Here is a 22,071-nt window from a genome sequence, read left to right as displayed (position 1 = left end):
GTCTGTAAGAAAATGTCAGGTTTGACCTGAAACAGCGTCATCCCCGCGAAAGCGGGGATCTTCTCACGTCGGAGCCGCGAGGCAGCAGAGAAGATGCCCGCTTTCGCGGGCATGACGGTTGCGTTTCTTCTGCTCAGACTTCCGACGCAGGAACGTCCGGACGGCCGATATCGAGCGGGCTCTGCGAACCCGTTGTGGCGATGGGCGCGGGTGCCGGGGACGCGGCCGGCGGGGCGTCGTTCAGCATTTCGATCTGGCCGGTGATCTGGCCGCCATCTTCCACCTGCAGGCGGCGGCAGCGGGCCTTGCCCAGCACGCGGCCGGTGGCGCGCACGATCAGGCTGGTGCGGGCGGTCACGACACCGTCGATGATGCCGGCGATCTCAGCCTCTTCGACCTCGATCTCACCCTTGAAGATGCCGCCGTCGATCACGGACAGCTCAGCCGCATGGATGAGATTGGCCTCGACCTTGCCCTCGACGACGAGGCGTTCGGCATCATTGATGGTGCCCTGAACGCTGATGCCACGGCCGACGACCAGCGTGCGGCGTTCGGCGGTATCCGGCAGGCCGGGCACGCGGGTCTGCGGCGGGATGCCGGGGCGCATGGCGCCGGGAGCCGGCGGCATGGACGGCACGGCGGAGGCATTCGGAGCGAAGGGCGGTCGAGCCATATCGGAAGGGTCCTTATCCTTGGGCGGGGCTGGGCGGAAAGGCGGCACGCCAAGGCCATTATCGGCTGGTTTGGCGGCAGGAGCGCTTCCACCTTGGCCCACGGGTTTGAGACTGGAAAGCGGCGCCGGTGCGGCGGCCCCTTGGCTCTCATCTTCGGGTTTGGTGCTGCGGCGTTTAAACACGTTGGTCTCGTCCCTGCCTTGACGGAGGGGTCGGCCTATCATGAACCCCCCGATATTAACAACCCGAAGCGGGGGATTTGTGAAGTCCCGCCGTGCGAGCCGGTGTTTGCGTCGTGATCACGCCGCTGCTACCGACAGGCAAATTTCGCAAACTGTCCGGGCAAGCGCATGACCACCCCCCAATACGATATTCTTTCCATCGGCAATGCCATCGTCGATATCCTGGCCGAAGTCGATGAAAGCTTCCTCGGCGAGCAGAAGATGATCAAGGCCTCGATGGAGCTGATCGACGCCAGCCAGGCCGAAAGCCTTTATGCGCTGATGCCGCCGGCCGTGCAGACCAGCGGCGGGTCGGTCGCCAATACGGCCGCCGTCGCCGGCCAGATGGGCGCGCGCGCCGCCTTTATCGGCGTCGTCGCCGACGACCAGTTCGGCGGCATCTTCCGCCATGACATTCACGGTTCGGGCGTCCATTACGCGACCCATGCCGGCCAGGGCGAGACGCCGACGGCCCGCTGCCTTATCCTGGTGACGCCGGACGGCCAGCGCACCATGAATACCTTCCTGGGCATCTCCAGCACGCTGGCGCCGGATCACCTCGATCATGACCTGATCGCGGCCTCCGCCATCAGCTATCTGGAAGGCTTCCTGTTCTACGTGCCGCATTCGCGCGACGCGGCCATTGCCGCCGCCGGCATCGCCCATGCGGCCGGGCAGCGCGTGGCCCTCAGCCTGTCGGACTTCCTGTGCGTCGAGCGCAATCTGGAGGCCTTCCAGGCCATGGTACGCGACCATGTCGATATCCTGTTCGCCAATGAGCAGGAACTGGCGGCGCTGACCGGGCTGGAGGATTTCGAAGCGGCGGCAGAGGTCGTGCGCGGCCAGGTGGAGATCGCGGCGCTGACGCGCGGCGACCGTGGCAGCGTCATCCTGCGCGGCGACGAGCGCGTGGACGTGGCACCCGTCACCACCAAGGTCATCGACACCACCGGCGCGGGCGACGCCTATGCCGCCGGCTTCATGACCGCCTTCTGCGCGGGTGAGGATCTGGCGACCTGCGGCCTCTGGGCCTCCCGCGCGGCCGCCGAGACGATCAGCCGCATGGGCGCCCGCCCGCCGGGCGATTTGTCTTATCTGCGGGGGTAATAACGTCTTCGGGAGGCGTGGACGCAGCGTCATGCCCGCGAAAGCGGGAATCTTCTTTGAGACAGCCAGGGCAAGTAGATGCCCGCTTTCGCGGGCATGACGGCGGAGGATTCTGATTAAGTCAGACAAACTCCCCAAAACAAAAAACCCCGCAGTTTTCGCTGCGGGGTTTTTATTGTCTCGTCGCCAGAGGAAGCCTCAGACGTTCTCGGTATCCAGCGCATAGCCGGCGGCGCGGACCGTGCGGACCACGTCCAGCTCGTCCGGCCCGTTGATCGCCTTGCGCAGGCGGCGGATATGAACGTCCACCGTGCGCGGCTCGACATGGATCGACGGACCCCAGATCGCGTCCAGCAGTTCCTCGCGCGAAAACACGCGGCGCGGGCGCTGCATCAGGAATTCCATCAGCCGGTATTCGGTCGGGCCCAGATGCAGCTGGCGGCCGTTGCGGGTGATGCGATGGGCCGAAAGGTCCAGCGTGATGTCGTGGAAGCGCAGCTCGCCCTTGGCCGGCACCGTGTTGGAACGGCGCATCAGCGCACGCATGCGGGCGACCAGCGCCTCGGTGCTGAAGGGCTTGGTGACATAGTCATCGGCGCCGGTATTCAGCCCGCGCACCGCGTCCTGATCCTCGCTGCGCGCCGTGATCATGATCACCGGCAGTTCGCGGGTTGCGGGACGGCGGCGGATCTGGCGGCAGACCTCGATCCCGGACAGATGCGGCAGCATCCAGTCCAACAGAACCATATCGGGCTTCACTTCGCTGATGCGGGTCAGCGCTTCTTCGCCGTCTCCCGCTTCTTCGACGCGAAATCCCTGTTTTTCGAGATTGTAGCGCAGCATGGTCATCAGCGCGGCCTCGTCCTCGACGATGAGGACAAGGGGCTTATTGGAAAGAGAGACGCTGTCAGGGATCACTACGGTCTGCCTTTAAATCAAACGCCGTGCTGGCGATTGACGGTAAAGCTGCTCTCGCCCTTCGGCCGGTCGCTCGGCATGGTCTCGCCGGTGATCGCGTAATAGACGGTCTCAGCGATGTTGGTGGCATGGTCGCCCATGCGCTCAAGGTTTTTGGCCATGAACAGAAGATGCGTGCAGGGCGTGATATTGCGCGGATCTTCCATCATGTAGGTGATCTGCTCGCGGAAGATCGCCGAATAGACGTCGTCGATCATGATGTCCGAGCGCCAGACCTCGATCGCGCGGTCGGCATTGCCCTCGCCCACGGCATCGACCGTGTTCTTGAGATTCTCCTGCACCAGGCGGCACATATTGGCGACGCCGCTGAGCGAGAAAGGCACAGCCATATCGTTCAGAACCAGGCTGCGCTTGGCGACATTGGCGGCATAGTCGCCGATGCGTTCCAGGTCGGCCGCGATCTTCATGGAGGAGACGATCAGGCGCAGGTCGGCCGCCATCGGCTGGCGCAGGGCCAGCAGACGGATGGCGAAATCCGTGATTTCCCGCTCCAGACGGTCGACCGCTAGGTCGTCCTGCACGGCATAGCCGGCGGCGGTGGCGTTATGCTCCACGAGCGCGCGGCTGGCATTGGCGGCCTGCGCTTCGACCATGCCCCCCATCTGCGTGAGGAGCGCCTTCAGCCGGCCAAGCTCCTGCTCGTAGCTTTTCACGATATGCTCGCTCTCACCCTGATTATCCATGTCAGCGCTCAACCAAATCGACCTGTGATGTATTCCTGGGTGCGGCGTTCCTTCGGCGTGGTGAACATGGTGGCGGCCGCATCGACCTCCACCAGCTCGCCCAGGTAGAAGAAGGCCACGCGATCGGCGCAGCGCGCCGCCTGTTGCATGTTGTGCGTCACGATGACGATGGTGAATTCTTTTTTCAGCTCGTCGATCAACTCTTCGATCTTGAGCGTGCTGATCGGGTCGAGCGCGCTGGTCGGCTCATCCAGCAGAAGCACCTCGGGGCGCACGGCGATGGAGCGCGCGATGCAGAGACGCTGCTGCTGACCGCCGGACATGCCGGTGGCGGGCGCCTTCAGGCGGTCCTTCACTTCATCCCACAGCGCGGCGCGGGTCAGCGACCACTGCACGCGCTCATCCATTTCCGCCCGGCTCAGCTTCTCATGCAGCTTCACGCCGAAGGCGACGTTGTCGTAGATCGACATCTGAAAGGGCGTCGGCTTCTGGAAGACCATGCCGACGCGGCGGCGCAGCATATTGAGGTCGATATTGGCGCCGACGATGTTCATTTCGTCGAGCATCACCTCGCCCTCGGCGCGCTGGCCGGGATAGAGGTCGTACATGCGATTGATGACCCGCAGCAGCGTGGACTTGCCGCAGCCCGACGGGCCGATCATGGCCAGAACGCGCTTTTCGGCGACGTCGAGATTGATGCCCTTCAGAGCATGGCTCGCGCCGTAATAGAAATGAAGATCGCGGATCTTCATGCGCGGCTCGGCAGTCATGGCGCCAGCCTCTTGATTGGCCGCGACCGGCCTAGCCTGTTCCGTCACCGACATCTCACATCACCTGCCTTTGGGTAACCGATCAAAACCAGATCGAATCTCAGCCGACCGGGCCCATTCACGAGCCCGCATAGCCGAGTGGCCTCATGGGAGCCATGGGCCTTGCGTTAAGGTTTGATGACGGCCTCTGCCGCCTTCCAACCCCATGGCCCCGACCTTGGCACAAAAAAGGGCTGCCGAAGCAGCCCTTTTTGACGAATATCGGATGACGTTTGGCGGCTTATTCCGCCGCCTCGGCCTTGGCACCCAGGTCAACGACGCGCAGATAGGGGCGCAGCGTCTTCCAACCCTGCGGGAAACGCGCCTTCGCGTCCTCGTCCGACAGGCTCGGCACGATGATGACATGCTCGCCCGGCTGCCAATTGGCGGGGGTGGCGACCTTGGTGCTGTCGGTCAGTTGCAGGCTGTCGATGACGCGCAGGATTTCATTGAAGTTACGGCCCGTGCTGGGCGGATAGGTGATGCTGAGGCGCACCTTCTTGTTCGGGTCGATGATGAAGACCGAACGCACGGTCACCGAAGGATCGGCCTCGGGGTGGATCATGCCGTAGAGCGTGGAGACGGTGCGGTCCTTATCGGCGATGACCGGGAAATTGACGGTCGCGCCCTGCGTCTCCTCGATATCCTTCGCCCAGCCGGCATGGTTTTCCGTGCTGTCGACCGAGAGGCCGATCGGCTTGACGTTGCGCTTGTCCCATTCGCCGGCCAGGCGCGCGACGGCGGCCAGTTCGGTGGTGCAGACCGGCGTGAAATCCTTCGGATGGCTGAACAGAATGCCCCAGGACTGGCCGAGATAGTCATAGAGATCGATGCGGCCCTGGCTGCTGTCCTGCTGGAAATTGGGGGCGAGCTGGCCCAGCTGGATGGTCATGATTGTGGTCCCTTCGGCGTTTTCCGGCGCCAGATTGCACCCCGCGAAGGCCCGATCAAGCGCCTCCGAAAAGAAAGACAGTCTCTTCCCCCACCGCCGCGCTGATGGATTTTTCTTCCCCAAATCAGCAGATTGAGGGTGATATATTTTTAGCCGTTCCGTTCCAATCTTGCCTCGGAAAAGAGTTTCCTAAAGCCTGCGGAGGCTTCAGGCGCGGTCGTCGCCCTCCGGCGCCGGGCCGGGCGATGCGTGACAGGCGGCAGCCTCGCCCCCGATCAGCCGGTGCACATGCGACAGATGGCCGGCATACCAGCCGTCCGGTGTGAAGGGCCGCAGCCGCACGCCGGGCGGAATGGCGACGCCGGCACTGTCCCGATGCGAAAGCTGGCTGCAATCGATGAACAGCGGCGGTGTGGCCGCACCATCCGGCCCCTGGCCGATCGTCCCCAGCCACAGCGCGACATGACCGATTTTGCCACGGCTGTTGCGGAAATAGAGCAGGTCGGCCGGCTGCAAGGCGGCGACCACGGCCGTGAAGCGGTCGCGGATGAGCTGCGCCGTCAGGCACGCTGCGCCGCCCGCGCCCGGCAGCCGGCGCGTTTCCGCCTGACGGCCGATGCCAGTCGGCAGTTTCAGGCCCAGCGCATAGTTGAAGACGAAGGAGGTGAAATTGCTGCAATCGAGGCCGGTGCCATTGGCCCCCGCCTTCACCGGCAGCCAGGGCCAGCCGGCCGGCGGCTGCCAGGACGGCAGATGATGATGCTGGTACGGCAGGCCGATATGCCGCGCCGCCACGCTGATCACCCGTTCGCGCCGATAGGCGTCGTCATCGCGCGGCAGAGCGGGCGCCGGATATTGCCGGGCCGGCGGTCCCCAGGCGGCTCCGCGCGCATGGGCATTCTGCGCCTGCCAGACCGATGCCGGCTGATCGGATTCGGCATCCGGATCGTCCCAGGGATCGGCATCGAAACCGGCGTCCAGCATCGCCTGCGGCACCGTGAAGCGCAGCGCATAGGGAGAGACATAGCTGCCGCCGCCGACATCCGGCGTCGCGACACTGCTTGACTGGACAGACGTAGAAGGTGGCGACATTTGCGCTCGCGCGTCGTGAAGGCTAAATCGCCCGATACCGGCCAAGGCAGCGGCGCGCAGACAAATACGCCTGCTCGTTCTCACGGCCGCTGCCGTGACGTGCTTACCAGCCGCGCTCATCACCCACCCCAGGAAAGATCAGGACAGAAGATGCGTTTTGAAAAGGGACGGCAACTCACGGCGCGCGGCTTCCTGTTCGATATGGACGGTACCCTGGTCGATTCGGGGCCGGTCGTCGAGCGCGTCTGGGGCAAATGGGCCGAAACCCAGGGGCTGGACATTGCCGGGCTGATGCCCGTCGCCCATGGCCGCCGCGCCATCGAGACCATCGCCATGTTCGGCAAGAATATTCTCGATCTGGAGGCTGAGGCACGCAAGCTGGAAGAGGCCGAGCGGCTGGATGTGGATGGGCTGTCCGAAATCGCCGGCGCGCGCGCGCTGATTGCCGCCCTGCCCGCCGATCGCTGGGCTGTCGTGACCTCGGCCGACGAATCCCTGGCCCGCGTCCGCCTGGGCGCCTGCGGCTTTCCCATCCCCCGCGTCTTCATCACCGCCGAGTCGGTGGAACAGGGCAAGCCCAACCCGCGCTGCTATCAACTGGGCGCCGAAGGTCTTGGTTTCGACCCGAAGGACTGTTTCGTCTTCGAGGATGCCGATGCCGGCCTCGCCGCCGGCCGTGCCGCCGGCGCGCAGGTGATTGCCGTCGCCTCCACCCAGTCCTCCGAAGGGCTGGACCGCAAGGGCGAGCTATGGGTTCCCGATTTGGCCGGGCTGCGCGTCACCTTAGACGGCGATTGGATCCATCTGACGCATGATTGATGGCGGGCTGTCTGGCTTCCATCGGGTCCGCCTCGATTTGGCCAAGGTCGCGGGCGCATAGTCTTGGGCAATAGGTCATCGAGGATGCGGACGATGGGTCTCGGACAGCGAATGATGGGTGCCGGGCGGCTGAAGGGCCTGGCCTTCGCCGCGATCGGCGGCGTGGCGTTTCTGGCCGGCAGCGGCGTCTTGGCGCCGCAACCGGCGCTGGCCTGGTGGCGGGGCGGCGTCTGGTACGGCGGCCCCGGCCCCGGCTATTACGGACCGCGTCCCTATTACTATCCGCCGCCGATCGTGGTGGCGCCGCCGCCCGTCTATTACGCGGCCCCGCCGGTGATCTATGCCGCGCCGCCCCCGCCGCCCACCGTCTATTACCCGCCGCAGACGCCCGCGCCGACGGCCGCCGCCCGCGCCTGCTATACGCCGACTTCCACTTGCCCGATGGAAGTGGCGCGCGCGCCCGGCAGCACCTGCTACTGCTCGGACAGCAGCGGCGACCGCATGTATGGCCAGGCGCGATAGCGCGGAGCGAAAGGCCAGGACTTGAGCTGGGACTTGAGCCGGGGCGGCTTCTGCTTCATGAGCCCCAGGCCGCGGGAGGTTTCGCGGCCTGATAAGGGCGACTGAGATGAAAGTGACCGCGCTGATCGTCTGTGCCGGGCGCGGCACGCGCATGGGGCCAGGGGCGCCCAAGCAATACCGCCAATTGGGTGGGATGCCGGTGCTGCGGCACACGGCCATCGCCTTTCTGGATCATCCGGACGTCACCGATGTCGCCGTCGTCATCCATCGCGACGATCTGGCGCTGTATGAGGAGGCCGCGCGCGGCCTGCCGCTGCTGCCGCCGGTCATCGGTGGCGCGACGCGCGACGAAAGCGTGCGGCTGGGCCTGGAAGCGCTGGCGGAGCGCGCGCCGGATGCAATTCTCATTCATGACGGCGTGCGGCCTTTCGTGACGGCTGAGACCATTGCCGCCAGCATCGCCGTTCTGGATGGGGCCGAGGCCGCCATCGCCGCCATGCCGGTTTTTGACACCATCAAATCTGGCGCGGACGGCGTGGTGACCGGCACCATCGACCGGTCAATCCTATGGCGGGCGCAGACGCCGCAATCCTTCCGCTTTCAGACCATTCTGGCGGCCCATCGCGCCGTTGCCCTGCGAACGGACCTGCCGCCGATCACCGATGACGCCTCGGTCGCGGAAGCCCTGGGCATTCCCGTGCGGATCGTTCCGGGGTCGGAAGACGCCTTCAAGATCACGACGGAGGCAGACCTCCGCCGTGCCGAGCGCCATCTGCGCGGGGATGAGTAGAGGGAAATTACGCCGCCCTCACCTCCCAAGAGCTTTCACGCCGCCAGTCGTCGCAACTCGGCCTCGGCCACATCCTCTTGGATCACATTCGCTGACTGAGCCAGGATACGGAGATAGTCGCCCATCTCCTCCTTATTCCGCACGACCGCGATGGGAACCACTTTGCGCTCGAGCAGGAAAAGATCGTGCAACATAATACCTGAAGTATAGACGGAACTGTGATGGTTCGTGACTGCCTGAAAGGCTAGTGTCGGCCCTCCCAACTGCACCAGGGCCGACACAGTCCATTTGTGAGCGGAGGCACCAGAAAGCTCCACCCTCTCGCTCACATTTTGCTTACCGAATATTTTTTTAAGCTTCGGATAAAGATGGTCTTCAATGTCCGTCTCACTGCGTTTCGCCAGACGTTCAACGATCGTCCGGGCCAATTCAGTTGAGGCCCCAGCAACATCCGCTATTCCACCCGCAAGCTGGTCGGATTGGGCCATCCAGTGAAGGGTTTGACGTCCTGCCTGCACCCCATGCTTCTGTGCCACTTTGGGGGCATTGCGCTGGAACAAATATTCGCCACCCAGCATTTCGGCCTCATGATATGCGAGCCCACAGTCATTAATATGAAACTGCGGGCCGACATATTTCACCTCCACCGTTGCCGCAGCGCCACTTGGGTAAAATAGCGGAAGGGTGACGAGTTGGCGGGTGCCTTCGCGCGTGACTTGAACGAGCGAGCGGGCAGCCGCCTCAACAGCATCCGCTTGGGTAGCGTTAAAAAGATTAGTCGCTGTCATGCTACAAAAGTTGCCTCGACCAAGGTGGCTCGGGTATTTTCTCTATGTCGCTGATTTTGAACAATTTTTTCCCAAGCTTTAATGGGCCCAGGAAATCCACGGGATCTTCGGATACAGTAGCCCACGGCAAGTTATTTGTTAACATACGCAATTCCGTCTCAGACCAGTTTAGCGCGAACGGATGTATATGCGTTCCATAAATTTGGCGCTTGTCAGGATTTTTATGGATAGGCGACAGGGGGCGCCAATCCAGCCGAACAAGCGCCTCCCGCGTGCGGGAGTTGCTTACTCCGACCTCAACTTGGAGTGTAATAGCTTCATTTGGCTGATGGGCATAGGCACGCCCTCTGAGCGCAAACTCTGCGATGGTGACGCCTTCTATTGCCAAAGGAGCAAGAAAACCTATCGTCCCACTTTCCGGGTTTGACGGCAGAGACCACTCGACCGCCCCCGATATGAGTTTCCACTGATCAACGATAAATTGAAACGAATACGACATGAATTTTTAGTATCGTACACAATCTATTTTGAATAGATCCAGCTTGCCGACAGGTAGCCCCCCTGCCACATTGAGAGATTCCTACGCTGGAAACTTTATTCTAGTCTTTCTCGATCAGGCTCACGCCATTCGCCTCGGCAATGAAATCCGCCAGCATGGGCACGTAGTCATCCCCCCTGCCCGCACCCACGGCGGCGGCGAAGGAATTACGCACGGCGGCACCGACCGGATTGGCGAATTGCACGGCATTGGCATAGGCCGCCAGATAACTCGTGTCCTTCAGCGCATTGCGAATGGCGAATTTATGGGCGTCGCGGTCGCGCTCCAGCGTATATTTCATGAAGGTCTGGTAGAAGCCGCAATCCATCCGGCCGCCGCGAATGACGCTGTCGAAAACCTGCGGACTGAGCCCTGCCTTGGCCCCCAGCGCCATGGCTTCCGCGTAAAGTGCGGCATAGCCCATCGACAGGAAGTTGTTGAGCAGCTTCATGGTATGTCCGGTGCCGACCGGCCCCGTCTGTACCACGCGGCCCGCGAAAGCCTCCAGCAGCGGGCGGATACGATCCACAATGGCGCTGTCACCGCCGACCATCACGTCCAGCGTGCCGGCCTCGGCATCCTTCGGCGTGCGGCCCAGCGGCGCGTCGATCAGCGTGATGCCTTGCGCCGCCAGCCGGCTTGCCAGCGCCACCGTCTGCGCCGGGTCTGACGTTGAACAGTCAATCACGACCAACGGCTTGCCGGCGGCGGCCAGACCGTCCGGCCCTTCCGTCACCGCCGAAACCTCGGGCGATCCGGTAACGCAGAGCACGACGATATCGCTGGCTTCCGCCAGCGCACGGGCGGAGGTGACTTCCGTCGCCCCTTCGGCCACCAAAGCTTCCACCGCCGTGCGGCTGCGATGGGCCAGAACGGACAGCGGCCAGCCTTTCTTCAAGATATTGCGGGCCATGCCCTGGCCCATCAGGCCGAGGCCCACAAATCCCACGCGTTCTTGTGTCAAGGCTGGCTCACTTTCCTGGTCAAATATCAATCGTCACGACAGGCCGCTATCAGATAATCTGCGCCGCACGCACGTCATTTGGCGACAGGCGCGCCCCCAGCGGCAGCACGATGCGGCCATGGGTTTCGTTGATCACCTCTGCCGCCGAAACGTAGAAGGCGATGATCGCCGTGAGAAGCCCGGTATAGCCGCCGATGCGGGTGGCCGCGCCGATGCCCCATGTGCCCAGCGCCAGCAAGCCGAAGGTGACCCACAGCGCCAGGAAGATATACGACACGGCGCGGTTCAGCGTCAGGCTGCCGATCCACATGTAGAAGGTGAAGACGCCCCACATGAACAGATACCAGCCGACGAAGGCCGCCGGCACATGGGCCGCGAAAAAGGCCACGAACAGCGCGAAGGACCACCAGAAGGCGCCGTAGGAACAGAAGGCGACGAAGCCGAAGGTATTGCCGCGCGGCAGTTCCAGCAGGCCCGCGCAGAACTGGGCGGCGCCGCCGAAGGCGAAGGCCAGAGCAAGCACCATCGGCACCCCGGCCTCGGAATACCAGCCTGCATTGACCATGCTGAGCATCCAGGTGGTGAGAGCGAAACCGGCAAGCCCAAGCGGCGCCGGATTGGCAAGCTTGTTCATCTGATGTCTCCCTTTGTCCGGCTTGTTGGCGCGGATCTTTTGGTTGGGCGGCGGGCGCTGGGCCTGCCACATGAGAAGGCTACACCCAGTTCCGCGGCTTGTGGAAGGGTCGGATCATTGCGGGTGCCGCGGCCATGCTGGCCCTGTTTCGTTTCGACCCGCCCGTGTTAGGCTGACGCCTGCAACCGATCCTGGAGCCTGAGATGACGAGCCCGACCTGGCACGAAAAAGCGGCCAACCTCAAATTCGAAACCCGATCCTTTATCGGCGGCGAGATGGTTGAGCTGACCGGCGGCCATTTCGAGACCATCAACCCGGCTGACGGCAGTGTGCTGGCCGCCATCTCCCAGGCATCGCAGGCCGATGTGGACCGTGCGGTGGCCGATGGCCTGAAAGCGTTCAAAAGCGGGTCATGGTCGCGCATGGCGCCGCGCGACCGCATGGCCGTGCTGTATCGCTTCGCCGATCTGATCGAAGACTCGGTGGAATTGCTGGCCCTGCTCGACACTTTGGACATGGGCAAGCCGATCAACGACATGGTCACGATCGACGTGCCGTCGGCCGCGCATACCATTCGTTTCTCGGCCGAATGTATCGACAAGATGACGGGTACGACGACGGCGACCCCCGACAATGTGCTGCATTACACGACGCGCGAACCGCTCGGCGTCGTCGCCTGCATCGTGCCGTGGAACTATCCGTTGCTGATGGCCGTTTGGAAGATCGCGCCCGCACTCGCCGGCGGCAATTCCGTCGTGCTCAAACCCGCTGAGCAGTCACCCTTGTCAGCCGTGCATCTGGCTCGACTTTTTGTCGAGGCCGGCGGCCCGCCGGGCGTCTTCAATGTCATCAACGGCATGGGCGAAGTCGCCGGTAAGGGTCTTGCTCTGCACATGGACGTGGCCAAGGTCAGCTTCACCGGCTCCACCGAAGTCGGCAAGCTGATGATGATCTATTCCGGCCAGTCCAATATGAAGCGCGTCGCACTGGAATGCGGCGGCAAGACCCCGCAGCTGCTGATGGGCGACCTGCCGGATATCGCGACCGCCGCCAAAACGGCCGCCTGGGGCATCTACAATAATATGGGCGAGGTCTGTAACGCCGGGTCGCGCTTGCTCGTCGACAAGAAGATTCATGACGAGTTCCTGTTCAGCTTCATGCGCGAAGCCGAATCCTGGGTGCCGGCAGACCCGCTGCTGGAAAGCACCAATATGGGGCCGCTGGTCACCTTCGAACATCAGAAGCGCGTGCTGAACTATATCGATATCGGCAAGCAGGACGGCGCGCAGCTCGCCTTCGGCGGCAATGTGCCGCAGGGTCTGGAAAAGGGCGCCTACGTCGCCCCGGCTCTGTTCACCGGCGTCGGCCCGAAGATGCGCATCGCCCAGGAAGAGATTTTCGGCCCCGTTGCCGCTGTCATTCCGGTGGACGGCATCGAGAACGCCATCGAGGTCGCCAACGACACCATCTATGGCCTCGCCGCCGGTATCTGGACCTCCGATCTTTCCACCGCGCACCGTCTGGCGCGGGAAGTGGAAGCCGGCACCATCTGGGTGAACTGCTTCGACGAGGGCGACATGACCCAGCCCTTCGGCGGCTACAAGCAGTCCGGCAGCGCGCGCGACAAATGCATGGACGCCGTTCTGGCCTATACCCAGTCGAAATCGACCTGGGTGAAGCTGGGTTAAGTCAAAACCTTGGCTTTCACTTACGCTTTGGTCCGCCACCCGGCCGTGTCGGGTGGCCAGGGCCGCTGCTACGGCCGGCTGGATTTGCGTCTGGCCCGGCCGAAGCAGGATATCCTGACCCTGGTCGCAAAACTCGCGCCGCTTCGGGGGGCTGCGATCCATACCAGCCCCCTGCATCGCTGCCGGCTGGTGGCGGACGCCCTGGCTGCCGATTGGGGCCAGACCGCCCAGCGGGACGACCGGCTGATTGAAATGGATTTCGGCGCCTGGGAAGGCGTGCCATGGGATGAGGTTCCCCGCCACGAACTCGACGCCTGGGCGGCCGATCTGCAAGGCTTTACCCCGCCCGGCGGTGAGAACGGCCAGCAGCTCATCGCCCGCGTCTCGGCTTTCTGGGCGGAGATTGCGGCCCAGGGCGGCCGCCACGTCGTCATCACCCATGGCGGGCCGTTGAAAGTGCTGTGCGCGCTCAGCGAAAGCCAGCCCATCGATCTCGCGCGGCCTGCGCCCCCCATGGGCGGGGTAATAGAGGCCCGAGCCTGACACCCGAGACTGCCCGATGCCTGACGCCCCTGCCGCTTCCAATCCTGTCCTGCGCGCCCTGCGTGACCCGCGCCTGCGCTACCGGCACGGCAGGCTGATCCACGCCGTGCGCTGTGCTCTCGGCATTTTCCTTGGCCTCAGCATCACCTATCTGGCGCATATCCCGAATGGCGAATGGACCTCCATCTCCTTCATCATCGTCATGGTGGGCCTACAGCATCACGGCAATATCCGCAGACGGGCGTTGGAACGGGGCGCCGGCACCTTGCTGGGCGCGGCGGCCGGGCTGGTGATTATCGGCATGCAGAGCACGGTCGGCATCACCCCGCTGACCTTTGCCGTCATGGCCCTGTTCTGCGGTGCCTGCGGCTATCACGCCATCAGCCGGGGCGGCTATGTGGCGCAGCTTTCCGCCATCACGCTGCTGATCGTCACCGGCTACGGCATGGATTCGATCAGCGTCGGCCTGTGGCGCACGGTGAACGTGCTGATCGGCATCGGCATCGCGCTGGCCTTGTCTTTCACCCTGCCGCTTTACGCGCGGGACTTCTGGCGCTTCGGCATGGCCGAGGCGCTGCGCCGTTGCGCCGATCTGGTGGCCCCGGCCCCCGCTCAGCCGGCAGCGGATGACGCGCCCCGCCGCGCGGGCGTGGAGACCATCACCCCGGTTCTACAGCGCCTTCGAACCCTGATGCCGCCGGTGGCGCGCGAGACGAAACTGTCCATGGCGCAGCTGGAGGGGATTCAGAACAGCCTGCGCCTGTTTCTTAGCCTGCTGGAACTCGTCACCAGCCCCGAACCCGCCGCCCATGGCGCCCTGCCCGGCACGACGGATTGGAACCTCGCCACCGATGAAAGCGCGCGTCTGGCCGCCCGGCTGACCGCCATCGCCGAAGGGTTGGAAACCGGGGCCTGGGCCCTGCCCTGGTCCGCACCCCAGCCGCAGGAAAGCCAGGCCGCGCGCATGACGAGCGCCGAGCTGGAAACGCTGCGCCGGCATCTGCTGGCGGCCCCACCGCTCTGGTCCGTTTGACCCCATGCCTGCCGGACCGCCGCTTGACCCTGAACCGACCCGCCCCCTAGCGTGACAGCCATGCCAGATATTGAGCCGGATGACGGCGCCCTGCTTGCCCTGGAAGCCCCCGAGGACCAGGAAATTGCCATCACGCGGGAAACGCTGCGCGATGGCGCGGTTTTGGCGCGCATCATGGCCGAGGCCCCGGCGGACATGAAATTCATGACCGAGGCGGAACTGGCCGCCAGTCAGGCCAAGACGATGGCCGCGCATCCGGCCGACCAGGATCTTTGGCTCTTCGGCTATGGCTCGCTGATGTGGAATCCGGTGATCGACTTCACCGAGCGCCGGGTGGCGACCATCTATGGTTTCCATCGCGCCTATTGCATCTGGCTTCTGCTGGGACGCGGATCGCCTGCCCATCCCGGCTTGATGCTGGCGCTGGACCGGGGCGGATCCTGCGCCGGCCTCGCCTATCGCATTCCGGCCCATCTGCTGGCGCGCGAATTGCCGCTGCTGTGGCGACGGGAAATGCCGGGCTATACCTACCGCCCGCAATGGTTGACGGCGCATTCGGCGGAAGGACCGGTGCGCGCGCTGACCTTCGTGGTAGACCGCGCATCCCCCCGCTATACCGGCAAGCTGACGGATGATGAGATCGTCTGCCGCGTGGCGACCGCGTCGGGCATTCTGGGCAGCTGCACCTCCTACCTCTCGGACACGGTGCGGGTGCTGCAATCCCTTGGCCTGGAAGATGTCCGGCTCAGCCGCATCGCGAAGCTGGTGGCGGCGCGGAAGGCCCTGGCGGCGGGCGCAACCGCAGACGCTCCGTGACGGAGCTCCATTTATGACACCGCAACGATCCGGCTCGTTTTCATCACATCTTTGATAGCGCATTTTTCCAAGACTGGCGTCGCAGCATGCGATGCAGCATTGCAGTTGGCGAAATGCGGTCTCACTATCCGGGATGAATGGCGATGCGTCTGCTTGCCCTTGCAGCCAATACCGGCCTGGCCGCGCTTGTCCTTGCGTCAAGCCTGCTGTCCTTGCCGCAAGCCAATGCCGCGTCTTCGCAAGGCCAATTGTATGTGTCCATGACCATCCTAACCAGTTGCACAATGACAAGCGAGCCGCTTGGTTTTCCGTCTTCCGCCCCATCGGCCTCGACCGACGGGGCAGGCAGCATCGATATCACTTGCACAAACGGCACCCCCTACGCGCTCGACCTCAGTGCCGGCTCCGGCCAGGCCGCAACCCAGGTCGTGACGGGCGTCGGCACCGGACAAACCGTGACCGTTCCGGTCTATGACCGGATATCCTCCGAGCGATTGCCGACGGCACAGACCTATGGCGACACGGCTACGGTGACGATCGATTATTGACTAGCCTCGCTGGTCCGTCTGTCGAATGCCTGGCGGGACTGATCGACCCGGGACAGATTTTCGGCGGCCCAAACCCATACCCCGCAAAAGGCGGTCCCTAAAGTGAAGCCCAGTTCCGTCAGCTGATATTCGACCTTCGGCGGCACGACCGGATAGACCTCCCGCGTGATCAACCCATCGCGTTCCATCGTCCGCAATGTCTGGGTCAGCATCTTCTGGCTGATGGTGCCAATGGCCTCCGCCAGCTTGCCGAAACGCAGCGTCTTTTTCTCGGCCAGTATTTCCAGGATCACCATCGTCCATTTATCAGCCACCCGGCCGATCAGGTCGGTGACCAGCGCTTCGATGCGTGGATCGATCGCGGTCGGCGGCGTCATGGCCGCATAGCGTTTGGCCGCCGCGATCTGCTCGGCCGTGAATTTGGCGGTGATTTCCATGGCTACACTCTCCGTTTGGTAAGTATAGAACTTTTCGGTGCCTTCTTCCTAGCAGGAAGTGTGCGGCGTAATGAGCGCTCGACACAGCATTGCCGAAAGCAGCCGTCATGAAACTCAGCCAGCGAACGATACTGATTACGGGAGGCACCAGCGGCATCGGCCTGGAACTGGCCCGTCAACTCATCGCGCGGGACAATGTGGTGATCGTCACGGGACGCAGCGCGGACCGCATTGCGCAAGCCAAGCGCAGCCTGCCGCAGCTCCATGCTGTCCAAAGCGATGTGACCGAGCCCGACAGCATCAGGCAGCTTTATGAAACCCTTGTCGGACGCTTCCCGACCCTGGATACGCTGATCAATAACGCCGGCATCATGCGCAGCCTAAAGCTGCCGCAGCATCGGGCTTTGGAGGATGTCACGTCAGAGATCGATATCGATCTGACCGGGCCGATGCGCATGGTGCAGCAATTCCTGCCGCATCTGCTGCTGCGGCCCAATGCCTTGATCGTCAATGTCTCGTCTGGCCTCGCCTTTGTCCCTTTCGCGGCGTCGCCGATTTATTCGGCGGCCAAGGCCGGGCTTCATGCCTATACGCGCTGCCTGCGCGCGCAGCTTCACGGCACGCGCATCACAGTCGTTGAACTGGCGCCGCCCTTGACCGAAACGCCGCTCTATTCGGCGGAATACAAGCAGCAGATGAATGGCCAGAAGGCCATGGCCGCCGACACGCTGGTGCGGGCGGCCATTCGTGGCATTGAGGCCGGAAAGGCTGAAATCCGGCCGGGACTGGCCAATGTCCTGAAGATCGCGAGCCGTGTCGCGCCGGGCACCATGTTCCGGCAATTGGCGAAAGTCGGCCGCGACTAAGCGGCCGCCACGACAGACGATTACGGCGCCGCCTTGAACAGATCCTGGAAGATGAGCGGTCCCCAGACAGGGCCGCGCGCATGCACCAGCGCACCGCCCTCCTGGAGCTTGCCCAGGCTGACAGGCGCGAAGCCGAGCTGCCTGGCGAGGTCTGCCACGGGCGCGATCGCATCCGCATCGTCACTCGACAGAAAGACGACGCGATGCCCGCCCGCGACAGCCGGATCGGCCGCCAGCTTGGCCGCAGGCAGGTGGTTGAAGCCTTTGACGAAACGGGCGCCGGTGAAGGCCTTCGCGGCAAAGGCCGAGGACAGAAGCCCGTCCATCGCCTCCAGCGGGCTCTGGCTGTTCATGGCGTCGATGACCGTCTTGCCGCCCCAATGCGGCAGGGCTTTTGCTACGTCGCCATGCTGCTCGAAGGTGACGGCGAGGAAGATCGTCTCGGCCTTCAGCGCATCCCCCAGCGATTTGGCGATGACCTTGGGGCCGATGGCCTGGGCTTGCGGCGCCAAAGCCTCCGCCGGGCGGCGGCTGGCGACGGCGACCTCGATATTATTGCGGGCAAAGGCCTGGGCCAGCGCCTGGCCTATCTTGCCGAAGCCGATAATCGCGTAGCTCATACTATGTCTCCGTTCTGATTGTTTGATGCGGCAAGCTGTCAGATGGCCGAGAAGCCGCCATCGACGGCCAGTTCCATGCCATTGACGAAGCTCGAGTCATCCGAGGCCAGAAACAGCGCGACGGAGGCGATTTCCTCGGCGCGCCCCATGGTTCCGCGCGGAATCAGGGATTCGAACATCTGCTTGGCTTCCGCCGTCAGAACCTGATCCTGCATCGCTGTGGCGATGGGGCCAGGATGCAGCACGTTCACCCGGATATTCCGGCCCTTCAGCTCATTGAGCCAGCCACGTGCGAAGGCGTGCAGCGTCGCCTTGCTGGCCGCATAGACGCTGTAGCCGGGAAAGCCTTTGAGCGAGGCGACCGACCCGGTCATGAAGATCGATCCGCCATCCTGAAGCAGCGGCAAGGCCTTCTGAACGGTAAACAGCGTGCCGCGCGCGTTCAGATTGAAAATCGTATCGAAATGCGCCTCGGTGATCTCGCCAAGCAAGGCGGCCTCGCCCCAGCCGGCGCTGGCATAAAGGACATCGATTTTGCCCTTCTCCCGCCTGACCGTCTCGAAGAGCCGGTCGAGATCGTCGAGATTGGCCGCGTCGCCGCGCACGCCGGTGACGTTGCGGCCGATCTCTGCCACCGCCGCGTCCAGCGCTTCCTGCCGGCGGCCGGTGATGAAGACATAGGCGCCTTCCTCCACGAAGCGCTTGGCGCTGGCCAGCGCCATGCCGCTCGATCCGCCGGTGACGACGGCAACCTTACCCTCTAGCTTAGCCATGACTTGTCCTTTCAGGTCTTGCGGGGCGAACCCCATGACCATCGACATAGGTCCGCCGTCGGCCGCCGTTGAGTGCGGAAGCGCGCACAAGGGTGGTGCGAAAACGATCCGCCTGGACGGGCCATCACGCTTGCTGGCCGCCATTTCTACGCTAGGATAAACCCGGCAATGACCTGGGAAAGCGCACCCTTCGGTGCCGGATTGCACCATGATCGACTGGGATGACATTCGCTACTTTCTGGCCGTGGCACGCGGCGGCTCGGTGCGGTCGGCCGCTCAAAGCCTCGGCGTGAACCACGCGACCGTGCTGCGGCGCATCGGCCAGTTCGAGGAACGCCTGGGCGCGCAGATGTTCGAAAAGCTGCCATCCGGCTATCGCCTGACCGAAGCCGGTGAGGAGGTTTTGGAACTCGCGGAGCAGATGCGGGCCACGTCGCACCAGTTGGAGACGCGGGTCTTCGGGCGCGACCAGACCCTGCGCGGGCCTTTGCGGGTGACGCTGGCCCCGCCGCTGGCGACCCATCTGCTCATGCCGGATTTCGCCGATTTCGCGCGCCTGCATCCGGAGATCGAGATGGAAATCCTCTCCTCCGGCGAATTGGCCAATCTGACCAACCGCGAAGCCGATGTCGCCATCCGCGTCGTCTACGACCGCAAGACCCTGCCGCTCAATCTGCATGGCCTAAAGGGACCGGACCTCTTCGGCGGCATCTATATGTCCCGCGACCGGCTGGCCGCGTGGCGCGCCGGCACGCCTGCGCCCATGCGTTGGATCGTCATCAGCATGCATGGCGTGCCGGATTGGGCGCATGAGGGGGAGGTTCGCACCACCGGCGTTCCCTTCCGCGTGACGGATATCGCGGCGCAGATCGTCGCCGCGCGGCAGGGGCTTGGGATGACGACACTCCCCTGCTTCGTCGGCGACGCCGACCCGCTGCTGGCGCGCGTGCCGGGTACCGCATTGCATCTGTACGGCACGCTGTGGCTGCTGACGCAGGGGGAGACGCGCAAGACGAAGCGCGTGCGGCTTTTCACGGAATTCCTGTCCCGCAGGCTGGGCGCCTACGCGCCGCTTGTGGCGGGCCTGTCCCCGTCGCGCGACTAGTAGGCGGAATGCTGACGCTGCTCAGAACGTCTCAGCTTTTCACGGAAACGACGTCATTCCCGCGCAGGCGGGAATCCTCTCCCTTTGGCACTGCGACAAGGAATAGAAGATGCCCGCTTTCGCGGGCATGACGGTTGGGGATGCGCTTCAATCCAAACCTGGAATTTTTTAGGCGATCTCAACCACGAACATGCGCGCCTCTTGCGCCTCTGCCGCCTGCTTTGCGGGGTCTATGACACGCAGATTGACGTGAACCTATGCCGCCATGGAAAGCCCTGATTTTACGGTATCAGAGGATAATGAGGTTCAAGTGTTTTAACTAATTCTACAGCGCCCACCAATTCTTCGTAAGGGCAAACCATTCCAAAATTGTGCAGGACAAAGTCACCATCGAATAGATAGACGTCACAGGATACGTCTGTCGGCGCTAAATTCCAGCGCAGTTTAGGTTTAGTTCGCCAAATGGCATTTGCTGCCGATGTAATTTTGTTTGCTTCACCTACCAATAAAGGTTTGGTGACTTGGTATGTTATTCTAACTCCTCGCCTCGGCCTCGCCATAGGTGGCCGGGGCCGGGTGCGGCGGCCCATCGGCATGTTCGAGTGCGGCCAGGGCCATGATGCGTTCTTCCGAGGCGTCATCGAAGGCAATCTCCCCCGCCAGCCGGCCTGACCGCATGACGAGGATGCGATCTGAAATGGTCAGCACTTCCGGCAGGTCGCTGGAAATGACGAGAATGGCCAGACCGTCCCGCGCCAGTTCGCGCATCAGCGCATAGATCTCGGCCTTGGTTGTCACATCCACGCCGCGCGTCGGCTCATCCACAATCAGCACGCGGGGCTTGGCGGCCAGCCATTTGGCCAGCACGACCTTCTGCTGATTGCCACCCGACAGCAGGCCCACAAGCTGATCGACCGAGGGCGTCTTGATGCGAAAGCGATCGACATAGCCGTCGATCATGCGGCCTTCCGCGATGGGCTTGACGAAATTGGCATTCGACAGCCGGCCCAGGCCCATGGCCGCCAGTGACAGATTGGACCCGACGCTCATGCCCAGAACCAGCCCCTGCTGCTTGCGGTCTTCCGGCACCAGCCCGATGCCGAGCCGCATGGCGTCACCCGGCTTGCGGATGCGCACGGGCTTGCCTTCCAGCACGATCTCACCGCGCGGGGCGGCGGGCGCGCCGAAAATGCCCAGCGCCATTTCAGACCGACCGGCGCCGATGAGCCCGGCAACGCCGACAATCTCGCCCGCCCGCAAGTCGAATGATATGTCATTATAGCGCTTGCCGTCCGACAGGCCACGGACGGAGAGCATCACCGGCTTGCCGTCATGCGAGGGGCGGATGCGCTGCACGCCCGCCAGGTCGCGCCCGACCATGAGCCGAACAACCTCTTCCGGGTCTGTTTCGGACAGGCGCGTCGTCTTCACATGCCGCCCGTCGCGCAGCACGGTGACATAGTCGCAATTATCGAAAACCTCGCGCATACGGTGCGAGATATACAGAATGGTGACGCCGCTGGCCTTGAGGTCATGCACCACCCGGAACAGGACCAGGCTATCGGCTTCCGACAGGCTGGATGTCGGCTCATCCAGAATGAGCAGACGCGGCTCATGCACCAGGGATTTGCAGATTTCGATGAGCTGCTGCTGCGCGATGGTCAACTCGCCCAGACGAATGTCGGGGTCGATGTCGATGCCCATCCTTGCCAGTGCGGCCTGCGCCCGCGCCCGCTGGGCCGTGCGATCCACCATGACGCCGGCAATACGCGGCTCAGCCCCCAGAAAGATATTCTCGGACACCGTCATATTCGGCGCCAGCATCAATTCCTGAAAGACGATGGATATGCCTTTGGACGCGGCATCGCGCGTACCCGAAAGCTGCAACTGATTGCCGTCAAAAATCAGCCGGCCGGTATCGGGCCGCAAAGCCCCGGCGATGACCTGCATAAGCGTCGATTTGCCGGCGCCGTTTTCCCCCATGATGGCGTGGATAGTGCCCACTTCCACCTGAAAGGTAACGTCGCGCAGCGCCTGCACGCCCGGAAAGCCCTTGGAAATATCTTCCACCGCCAGCAGCACGGACATCGCTTGATCCTTGAGCGGCCCGCATCCTCAACCGTCATGCCCG

Annotated in this window: 25 protein-coding genes; 11 read left to right on the top strand and 14 right to left on the bottom strand. The window is 63.5% G+C overall.

From position 1 onward, the window contains the following. Window positions 1-133: 133 nt before the first annotated feature. Complete coding sequence (locus tag ASILVAE211_RS11280; RefSeq protein ID WP_319799555.1) at window positions 134-673, bottom strand: bactofilin family protein; 540 nt, start codon at window positions 671-673, stop codon at window positions 134-136. Between the two features lie 351 nt (window positions 674-1,024). On the opposite strand from ASILVAE211_RS11280, the gene ASILVAE211_RS11275 reads away from it, so the two are divergent. Continuing rightward, on the top strand, window positions 1,025-2,002 hold the full coding sequence (locus tag ASILVAE211_RS11275) for an adenosine kinase (protein ID WP_227321419.1): 978 nt from the start codon (window positions 1,025-1,027) through the stop codon (window positions 2,000-2,002). Between the two features lie 198 nt (window positions 2,003-2,200). On the opposite strand, the gene phoB is transcribed toward ASILVAE211_RS11275, so the two are convergent. The 5 genes from phoB to ASILVAE211_RS11250 form a co-directional block, all read right to left on the bottom strand. Then, on the bottom strand, window positions 2,201-2,917 hold the full coding sequence (gene phoB / locus ASILVAE211_RS11270) for a phosphate regulon transcriptional regulator PhoB (RefSeq protein WP_456304494.1): 717 nt from the start codon (window positions 2,915-2,917) through the stop codon (window positions 2,201-2,203). Between the two features lie 20 nt (window positions 2,918-2,937). Continuing rightward, entirely contained in the window at window positions 2,938-3,663 is a 726-nt protein-coding gene (phoU, locus tag ASILVAE211_RS11265; RefSeq protein ID WP_227321417.1) for a phosphate signaling complex protein PhoU, read from the bottom strand. 8 nt (window positions 3,664-3,671) lie between these two features. Further along, window positions 3,672-4,487, bottom strand: coding sequence for a phosphate ABC transporter ATP-binding protein PstB (gene pstB / locus ASILVAE211_RS11260; RefSeq protein ID WP_406566049.1), 816 nt, complete (start codon window positions 4,485-4,487; stop codon window positions 3,672-3,674). A 226-nt stretch (window positions 4,488-4,713) separates the two neighbouring features. Further along, the gene (locus ASILVAE211_RS11255) at window positions 4,714-5,364 is read right to left on the bottom strand and encodes a peroxiredoxin (protein ID WP_227321416.1); all 651 of its coding nucleotides are present in this window, start codon (window positions 5,362-5,364) and stop codon (window positions 4,714-4,716) included. 207 nt (window positions 5,365-5,571) lie between these two features. Next, window positions 5,572-6,456, bottom strand: coding sequence for an NlpC/P60 family protein (locus ASILVAE211_RS11250; RefSeq protein WP_227321415.1), 885 nt, complete (start codon window positions 6,454-6,456; stop codon window positions 5,572-5,574). Window positions 6,457-6,606: 150 nt separating this feature from the next. On the opposite strand from ASILVAE211_RS11250, the gene ASILVAE211_RS11245 reads away from it, so the two are divergent. The 3 genes from ASILVAE211_RS11245 to ispD all read left to right on the top strand — a co-directional run bounded on the left by ASILVAE211_RS11245 (window position 6,607) and on the right by ispD (window position 8,587). Continuing rightward, complete coding sequence (locus ASILVAE211_RS11245) at window positions 6,607-7,275, top strand: HAD-IA family hydrolase (protein WP_227321414.1); 669 nt, start codon at window positions 6,607-6,609, stop codon at window positions 7,273-7,275. A gap of 93 nt (window positions 7,276-7,368) precedes the next feature. Then, entirely contained in the window at window positions 7,369-7,797 is a 429-nt protein-coding gene (locus tag ASILVAE211_RS11240; RefSeq protein ID WP_227321413.1) for a hypothetical protein, read from the top strand. 106 nt (window positions 7,798-7,903) lie between these two features. Continuing rightward, entirely contained in the window at window positions 7,904-8,587 is a 684-nt protein-coding gene (ispD, locus tag ASILVAE211_RS11235; protein WP_227321412.1) for a 2-C-methyl-D-erythritol 4-phosphate cytidylyltransferase, read from the top strand. Window positions 8,588-8,622: 35 nt separating this feature from the next. Here the strand turns inward: ispD and ASILVAE211_RS11230 are convergent, their stop codons facing one another. From ASILVAE211_RS11230 to ASILVAE211_RS11215, 4 genes are all read right to left on the bottom strand, one after another. Continuing rightward, window positions 8,623-9,375, bottom strand: a complete 753-nt coding sequence (locus ASILVAE211_RS11230; protein WP_227321411.1) for a hypothetical protein — start codon at window positions 9,373-9,375, stop codon at window positions 8,623-8,625. A 1-nt stretch (window position 9,376) separates the two neighbouring features. Then, window positions 9,377-9,874, bottom strand: a complete 498-nt coding sequence (locus ASILVAE211_RS11225) for a hypothetical protein (protein ID WP_227321410.1) — start codon at window positions 9,872-9,874, stop codon at window positions 9,377-9,379. 100 nt (window positions 9,875-9,974) lie between these two features. Further along, the gene (locus ASILVAE211_RS11220) at window positions 9,975-10,877 is read right to left on the bottom strand and encodes an NAD(P)-dependent oxidoreductase (protein ID WP_227321409.1); all 903 of its coding nucleotides are present in this window, start codon (window positions 10,875-10,877) and stop codon (window positions 9,975-9,977) included. Window positions 10,878-10,926: 49 nt separating this feature from the next. Beyond that, complete coding sequence (locus ASILVAE211_RS11215; RefSeq protein ID WP_264478825.1) at window positions 10,927-11,583, bottom strand: acetate uptake transporter; 657 nt, start codon at window positions 11,581-11,583, stop codon at window positions 10,927-10,929. Between the two features lie 131 nt (window positions 11,584-11,714). On the opposite strand from ASILVAE211_RS11215, the gene ASILVAE211_RS11210 reads away from it, so the two are divergent. From ASILVAE211_RS11210 to ASILVAE211_RS11190, 5 genes are all read left to right on the top strand, one after another. Then, window positions 11,715-13,199 carry an aldehyde dehydrogenase gene (locus tag ASILVAE211_RS11210; RefSeq protein WP_227321407.1) on the top strand — a complete coding sequence of 495 codons (1,485 nt, stop codon included), beginning with the start codon at window positions 11,715-11,717 and terminating at the stop codon, window positions 13,197-13,199. Window positions 13,200-13,208: 9 nt separating this feature from the next. Continuing rightward, complete coding sequence (locus ASILVAE211_RS11205; RefSeq protein WP_227321406.1) at window positions 13,209-13,742, top strand: histidine phosphatase family protein; 534 nt, start codon at window positions 13,209-13,211, stop codon at window positions 13,740-13,742. Between the two features lie 16 nt (window positions 13,743-13,758). Further along, the gene (locus ASILVAE211_RS11200; protein ID WP_227321405.1) at window positions 13,759-14,775 is read left to right on the top strand and encodes an FUSC family protein; all 1,017 of its coding nucleotides are present in this window, start codon (window positions 13,759-13,761) and stop codon (window positions 14,773-14,775) included. A gap of 60 nt (window positions 14,776-14,835) precedes the next feature. Beyond that, on the top strand, window positions 14,836-15,591 hold the full coding sequence (locus ASILVAE211_RS11195) for a gamma-glutamylcyclotransferase (RefSeq protein ID WP_227321404.1): 756 nt from the start codon (window positions 14,836-14,838) through the stop codon (window positions 15,589-15,591). A gap of 143 nt (window positions 15,592-15,734) precedes the next feature. Next, window positions 15,735-16,139 (top strand): spore coat protein U domain-containing protein, encoded by a 405-nt coding sequence (locus tag ASILVAE211_RS11190; RefSeq protein ID WP_227321403.1) that lies wholly within the window; start codon window positions 15,735-15,737, stop codon window positions 16,137-16,139. On the opposite strand, the gene ASILVAE211_RS11185 is transcribed toward ASILVAE211_RS11190, so the two are convergent. Next, window positions 16,133-16,576, bottom strand: a complete 444-nt coding sequence (locus ASILVAE211_RS11185) for a winged helix-turn-helix transcriptional regulator (protein WP_319799554.1) — start codon at window positions 16,574-16,576, stop codon at window positions 16,133-16,135. The two genes, ASILVAE211_RS11190 and ASILVAE211_RS11185, sit on opposite strands and share 7 nt — an antisense overlap. A gap of 107 nt (window positions 16,577-16,683) precedes the next feature. Here ASILVAE211_RS11185 and ASILVAE211_RS11180 point away from each other — a divergent pair, with 107 nt between their 5' ends. Beyond that, window positions 16,684-17,442 (top strand): SDR family oxidoreductase, encoded by a 759-nt coding sequence (locus ASILVAE211_RS11180; RefSeq protein ID WP_227321402.1) that lies wholly within the window; start codon window positions 16,684-16,686, stop codon window positions 17,440-17,442. A 20-nt stretch (window positions 17,443-17,462) separates the two neighbouring features. Here the strand turns inward: ASILVAE211_RS11180 and ASILVAE211_RS11175 are convergent, their stop codons facing one another. Continuing rightward, a complete protein-coding gene (locus ASILVAE211_RS11175; RefSeq protein WP_227321401.1) occupies window positions 17,463-18,062 on the bottom strand; it encodes an NADPH-dependent F420 reductase in 600 nt (199 codons plus the stop codon). Window positions 18,063-18,100: 38 nt separating this feature from the next. Beyond that, on the bottom strand, window positions 18,101-18,835 hold the full coding sequence (locus ASILVAE211_RS11170; protein ID WP_227321400.1) for an SDR family NAD(P)-dependent oxidoreductase: 735 nt from the start codon (window positions 18,833-18,835) through the stop codon (window positions 18,101-18,103). A gap of 208 nt (window positions 18,836-19,043) precedes the next feature. Here ASILVAE211_RS11170 and ASILVAE211_RS11165 point away from each other — a divergent pair, with 208 nt between their 5' ends. Next, complete coding sequence (locus ASILVAE211_RS11165) at window positions 19,044-19,940, top strand: LysR family transcriptional regulator (RefSeq protein WP_227321399.1); 897 nt, start codon at window positions 19,044-19,046, stop codon at window positions 19,938-19,940. A gap of 534 nt (window positions 19,941-20,474) precedes the next feature. Here the strand turns inward: ASILVAE211_RS11165 and ASILVAE211_RS11160 are convergent. After that, complete coding sequence (locus ASILVAE211_RS11160; RefSeq protein WP_227321398.1) at window positions 20,475-22,028, bottom strand: sugar ABC transporter ATP-binding protein; 1,554 nt, start codon at window positions 22,026-22,028, stop codon at window positions 20,475-20,477. Window positions 22,029-22,071 lie beyond the last annotated feature (43 nt).

The organism is Acidisoma silvae (assembly GCF_020618775.1).
In the GTDB taxonomy this organism is placed as follows: domain Bacteria; phylum Pseudomonadota; class Alphaproteobacteria; order Acetobacterales; family Acetobacteraceae; genus Acidisoma; species Acidisoma silvae.
This window is presented reverse-complemented; position numbering and strand designations above follow the sequence as displayed.

What these genes read in the sequence shown, in the direction of transcription:
- ASILVAE211_RS11280 (WP_319799555.1), bottom strand. Translation starts at nt 673, where the DNA reads ATGGCTCGACCGCCCTTCGCTCCGAATGCCTCCGCCGTGCCGTCCATG.
- ASILVAE211_RS11275 (WP_227321419.1), top strand. Translation starts at nt 1,025, where the DNA reads ATGACCACCCCCCAATACGATATTCTTTCCATCGGCAATGCCATCGTC.
- phoU (WP_227321417.1), bottom strand. Translation starts at nt 3,663, where the DNA reads ATGGATAATCAGGGTGAGAGCGAGCATATCGTGAAAAGCTACGAGCAG.
- pstB (WP_406566049.1), bottom strand. Translation starts at nt 4,487, where the DNA reads ATGTCGGTGACGGAACAGGCTAGGCCGGTCGCGGCCAATCAAGAGGCT.
- ASILVAE211_RS11255 (WP_227321416.1), bottom strand. Translation starts at nt 5,364, where the DNA reads ATGACCATCCAGCTGGGCCAGCTCGCCCCCAATTTCCAGCAGGACAGC.
- ASILVAE211_RS11250 (WP_227321415.1), bottom strand. Translation starts at nt 6,456, where the DNA reads ATGTCGCCACCTTCTACGTCTGTCCAGTCAAGCAGTGTCGCGACGCCG.
- ASILVAE211_RS11245 (WP_227321414.1), top strand. Translation starts at nt 6,607, where the DNA reads ATGCGTTTTGAAAAGGGACGGCAACTCACGGCGCGCGGCTTCCTGTTC.
- ASILVAE211_RS11240 (WP_227321413.1), top strand. Translation starts at nt 7,369, where the DNA reads ATGGGTCTCGGACAGCGAATGATGGGTGCCGGGCGGCTGAAGGGCCTG.
- ispD (WP_227321412.1), top strand. Translation starts at nt 7,904, where the DNA reads ATGAAAGTGACCGCGCTGATCGTCTGTGCCGGGCGCGGCACGCGCATG.
- ASILVAE211_RS11230 (WP_227321411.1), bottom strand. Translation starts at nt 9,375, where the DNA reads ATGACAGCGACTAATCTTTTTAACGCTACCCAAGCGGATGCTGTTGAG.
- ASILVAE211_RS11225 (WP_227321410.1), bottom strand. Translation starts at nt 9,874, where the DNA reads ATGTCGTATTCGTTTCAATTTATCGTTGATCAGTGGAAACTCATATCG.
- ASILVAE211_RS11215 (WP_264478825.1), bottom strand. Translation starts at nt 11,583, where the DNA reads ATGTGGCAGGCCCAGCGCCCGCCGCCCAACCAAAAGATCCGCGCCAAC.
- ASILVAE211_RS11210 (WP_227321407.1), top strand. Translation starts at nt 11,715, where the DNA reads ATGACGAGCCCGACCTGGCACGAAAAAGCGGCCAACCTCAAATTCGAA.
- ASILVAE211_RS11200 (WP_227321405.1), top strand. Translation starts at nt 13,759, where the DNA reads ATGCCTGACGCCCCTGCCGCTTCCAATCCTGTCCTGCGCGCCCTGCGT.
- ASILVAE211_RS11195 (WP_227321404.1), top strand. Translation starts at nt 14,836, where the DNA reads ATGCCAGATATTGAGCCGGATGACGGCGCCCTGCTTGCCCTGGAAGCC.
- ASILVAE211_RS11190 (WP_227321403.1), top strand. Translation starts at nt 15,735, where the DNA reads ATGCGTCTGCTTGCCCTTGCAGCCAATACCGGCCTGGCCGCGCTTGTC.
- ASILVAE211_RS11185 (WP_319799554.1), bottom strand. Translation starts at nt 16,576, where the DNA reads ATGGAAATCACCGCCAAATTCACGGCCGAGCAGATCGCGGCGGCCAAA.
- ASILVAE211_RS11180 (WP_227321402.1), top strand. Translation starts at nt 16,684, where the DNA reads ATGAAACTCAGCCAGCGAACGATACTGATTACGGGAGGCACCAGCGGC.
- ASILVAE211_RS11175 (WP_227321401.1), bottom strand. Translation starts at nt 18,062, where the DNA reads ATGAGCTACGCGATTATCGGCTTCGGCAAGATAGGCCAGGCGCTGGCC.
- ASILVAE211_RS11170 (WP_227321400.1), bottom strand. Translation starts at nt 18,835, where the DNA reads ATGGCTAAGCTAGAGGGTAAGGTTGCCGTCGTCACCGGCGGATCGAGC.
- ASILVAE211_RS11165 (WP_227321399.1), top strand. Translation starts at nt 19,044, where the DNA reads ATGATCGACTGGGATGACATTCGCTACTTTCTGGCCGTGGCACGCGGC.
- ASILVAE211_RS11160 (WP_227321398.1), bottom strand. Translation starts at nt 22,028, where the DNA reads ATGTCCGTGCTGCTGGCGGTGGAAGATATTTCCAAGGGCTTTCCGGGC.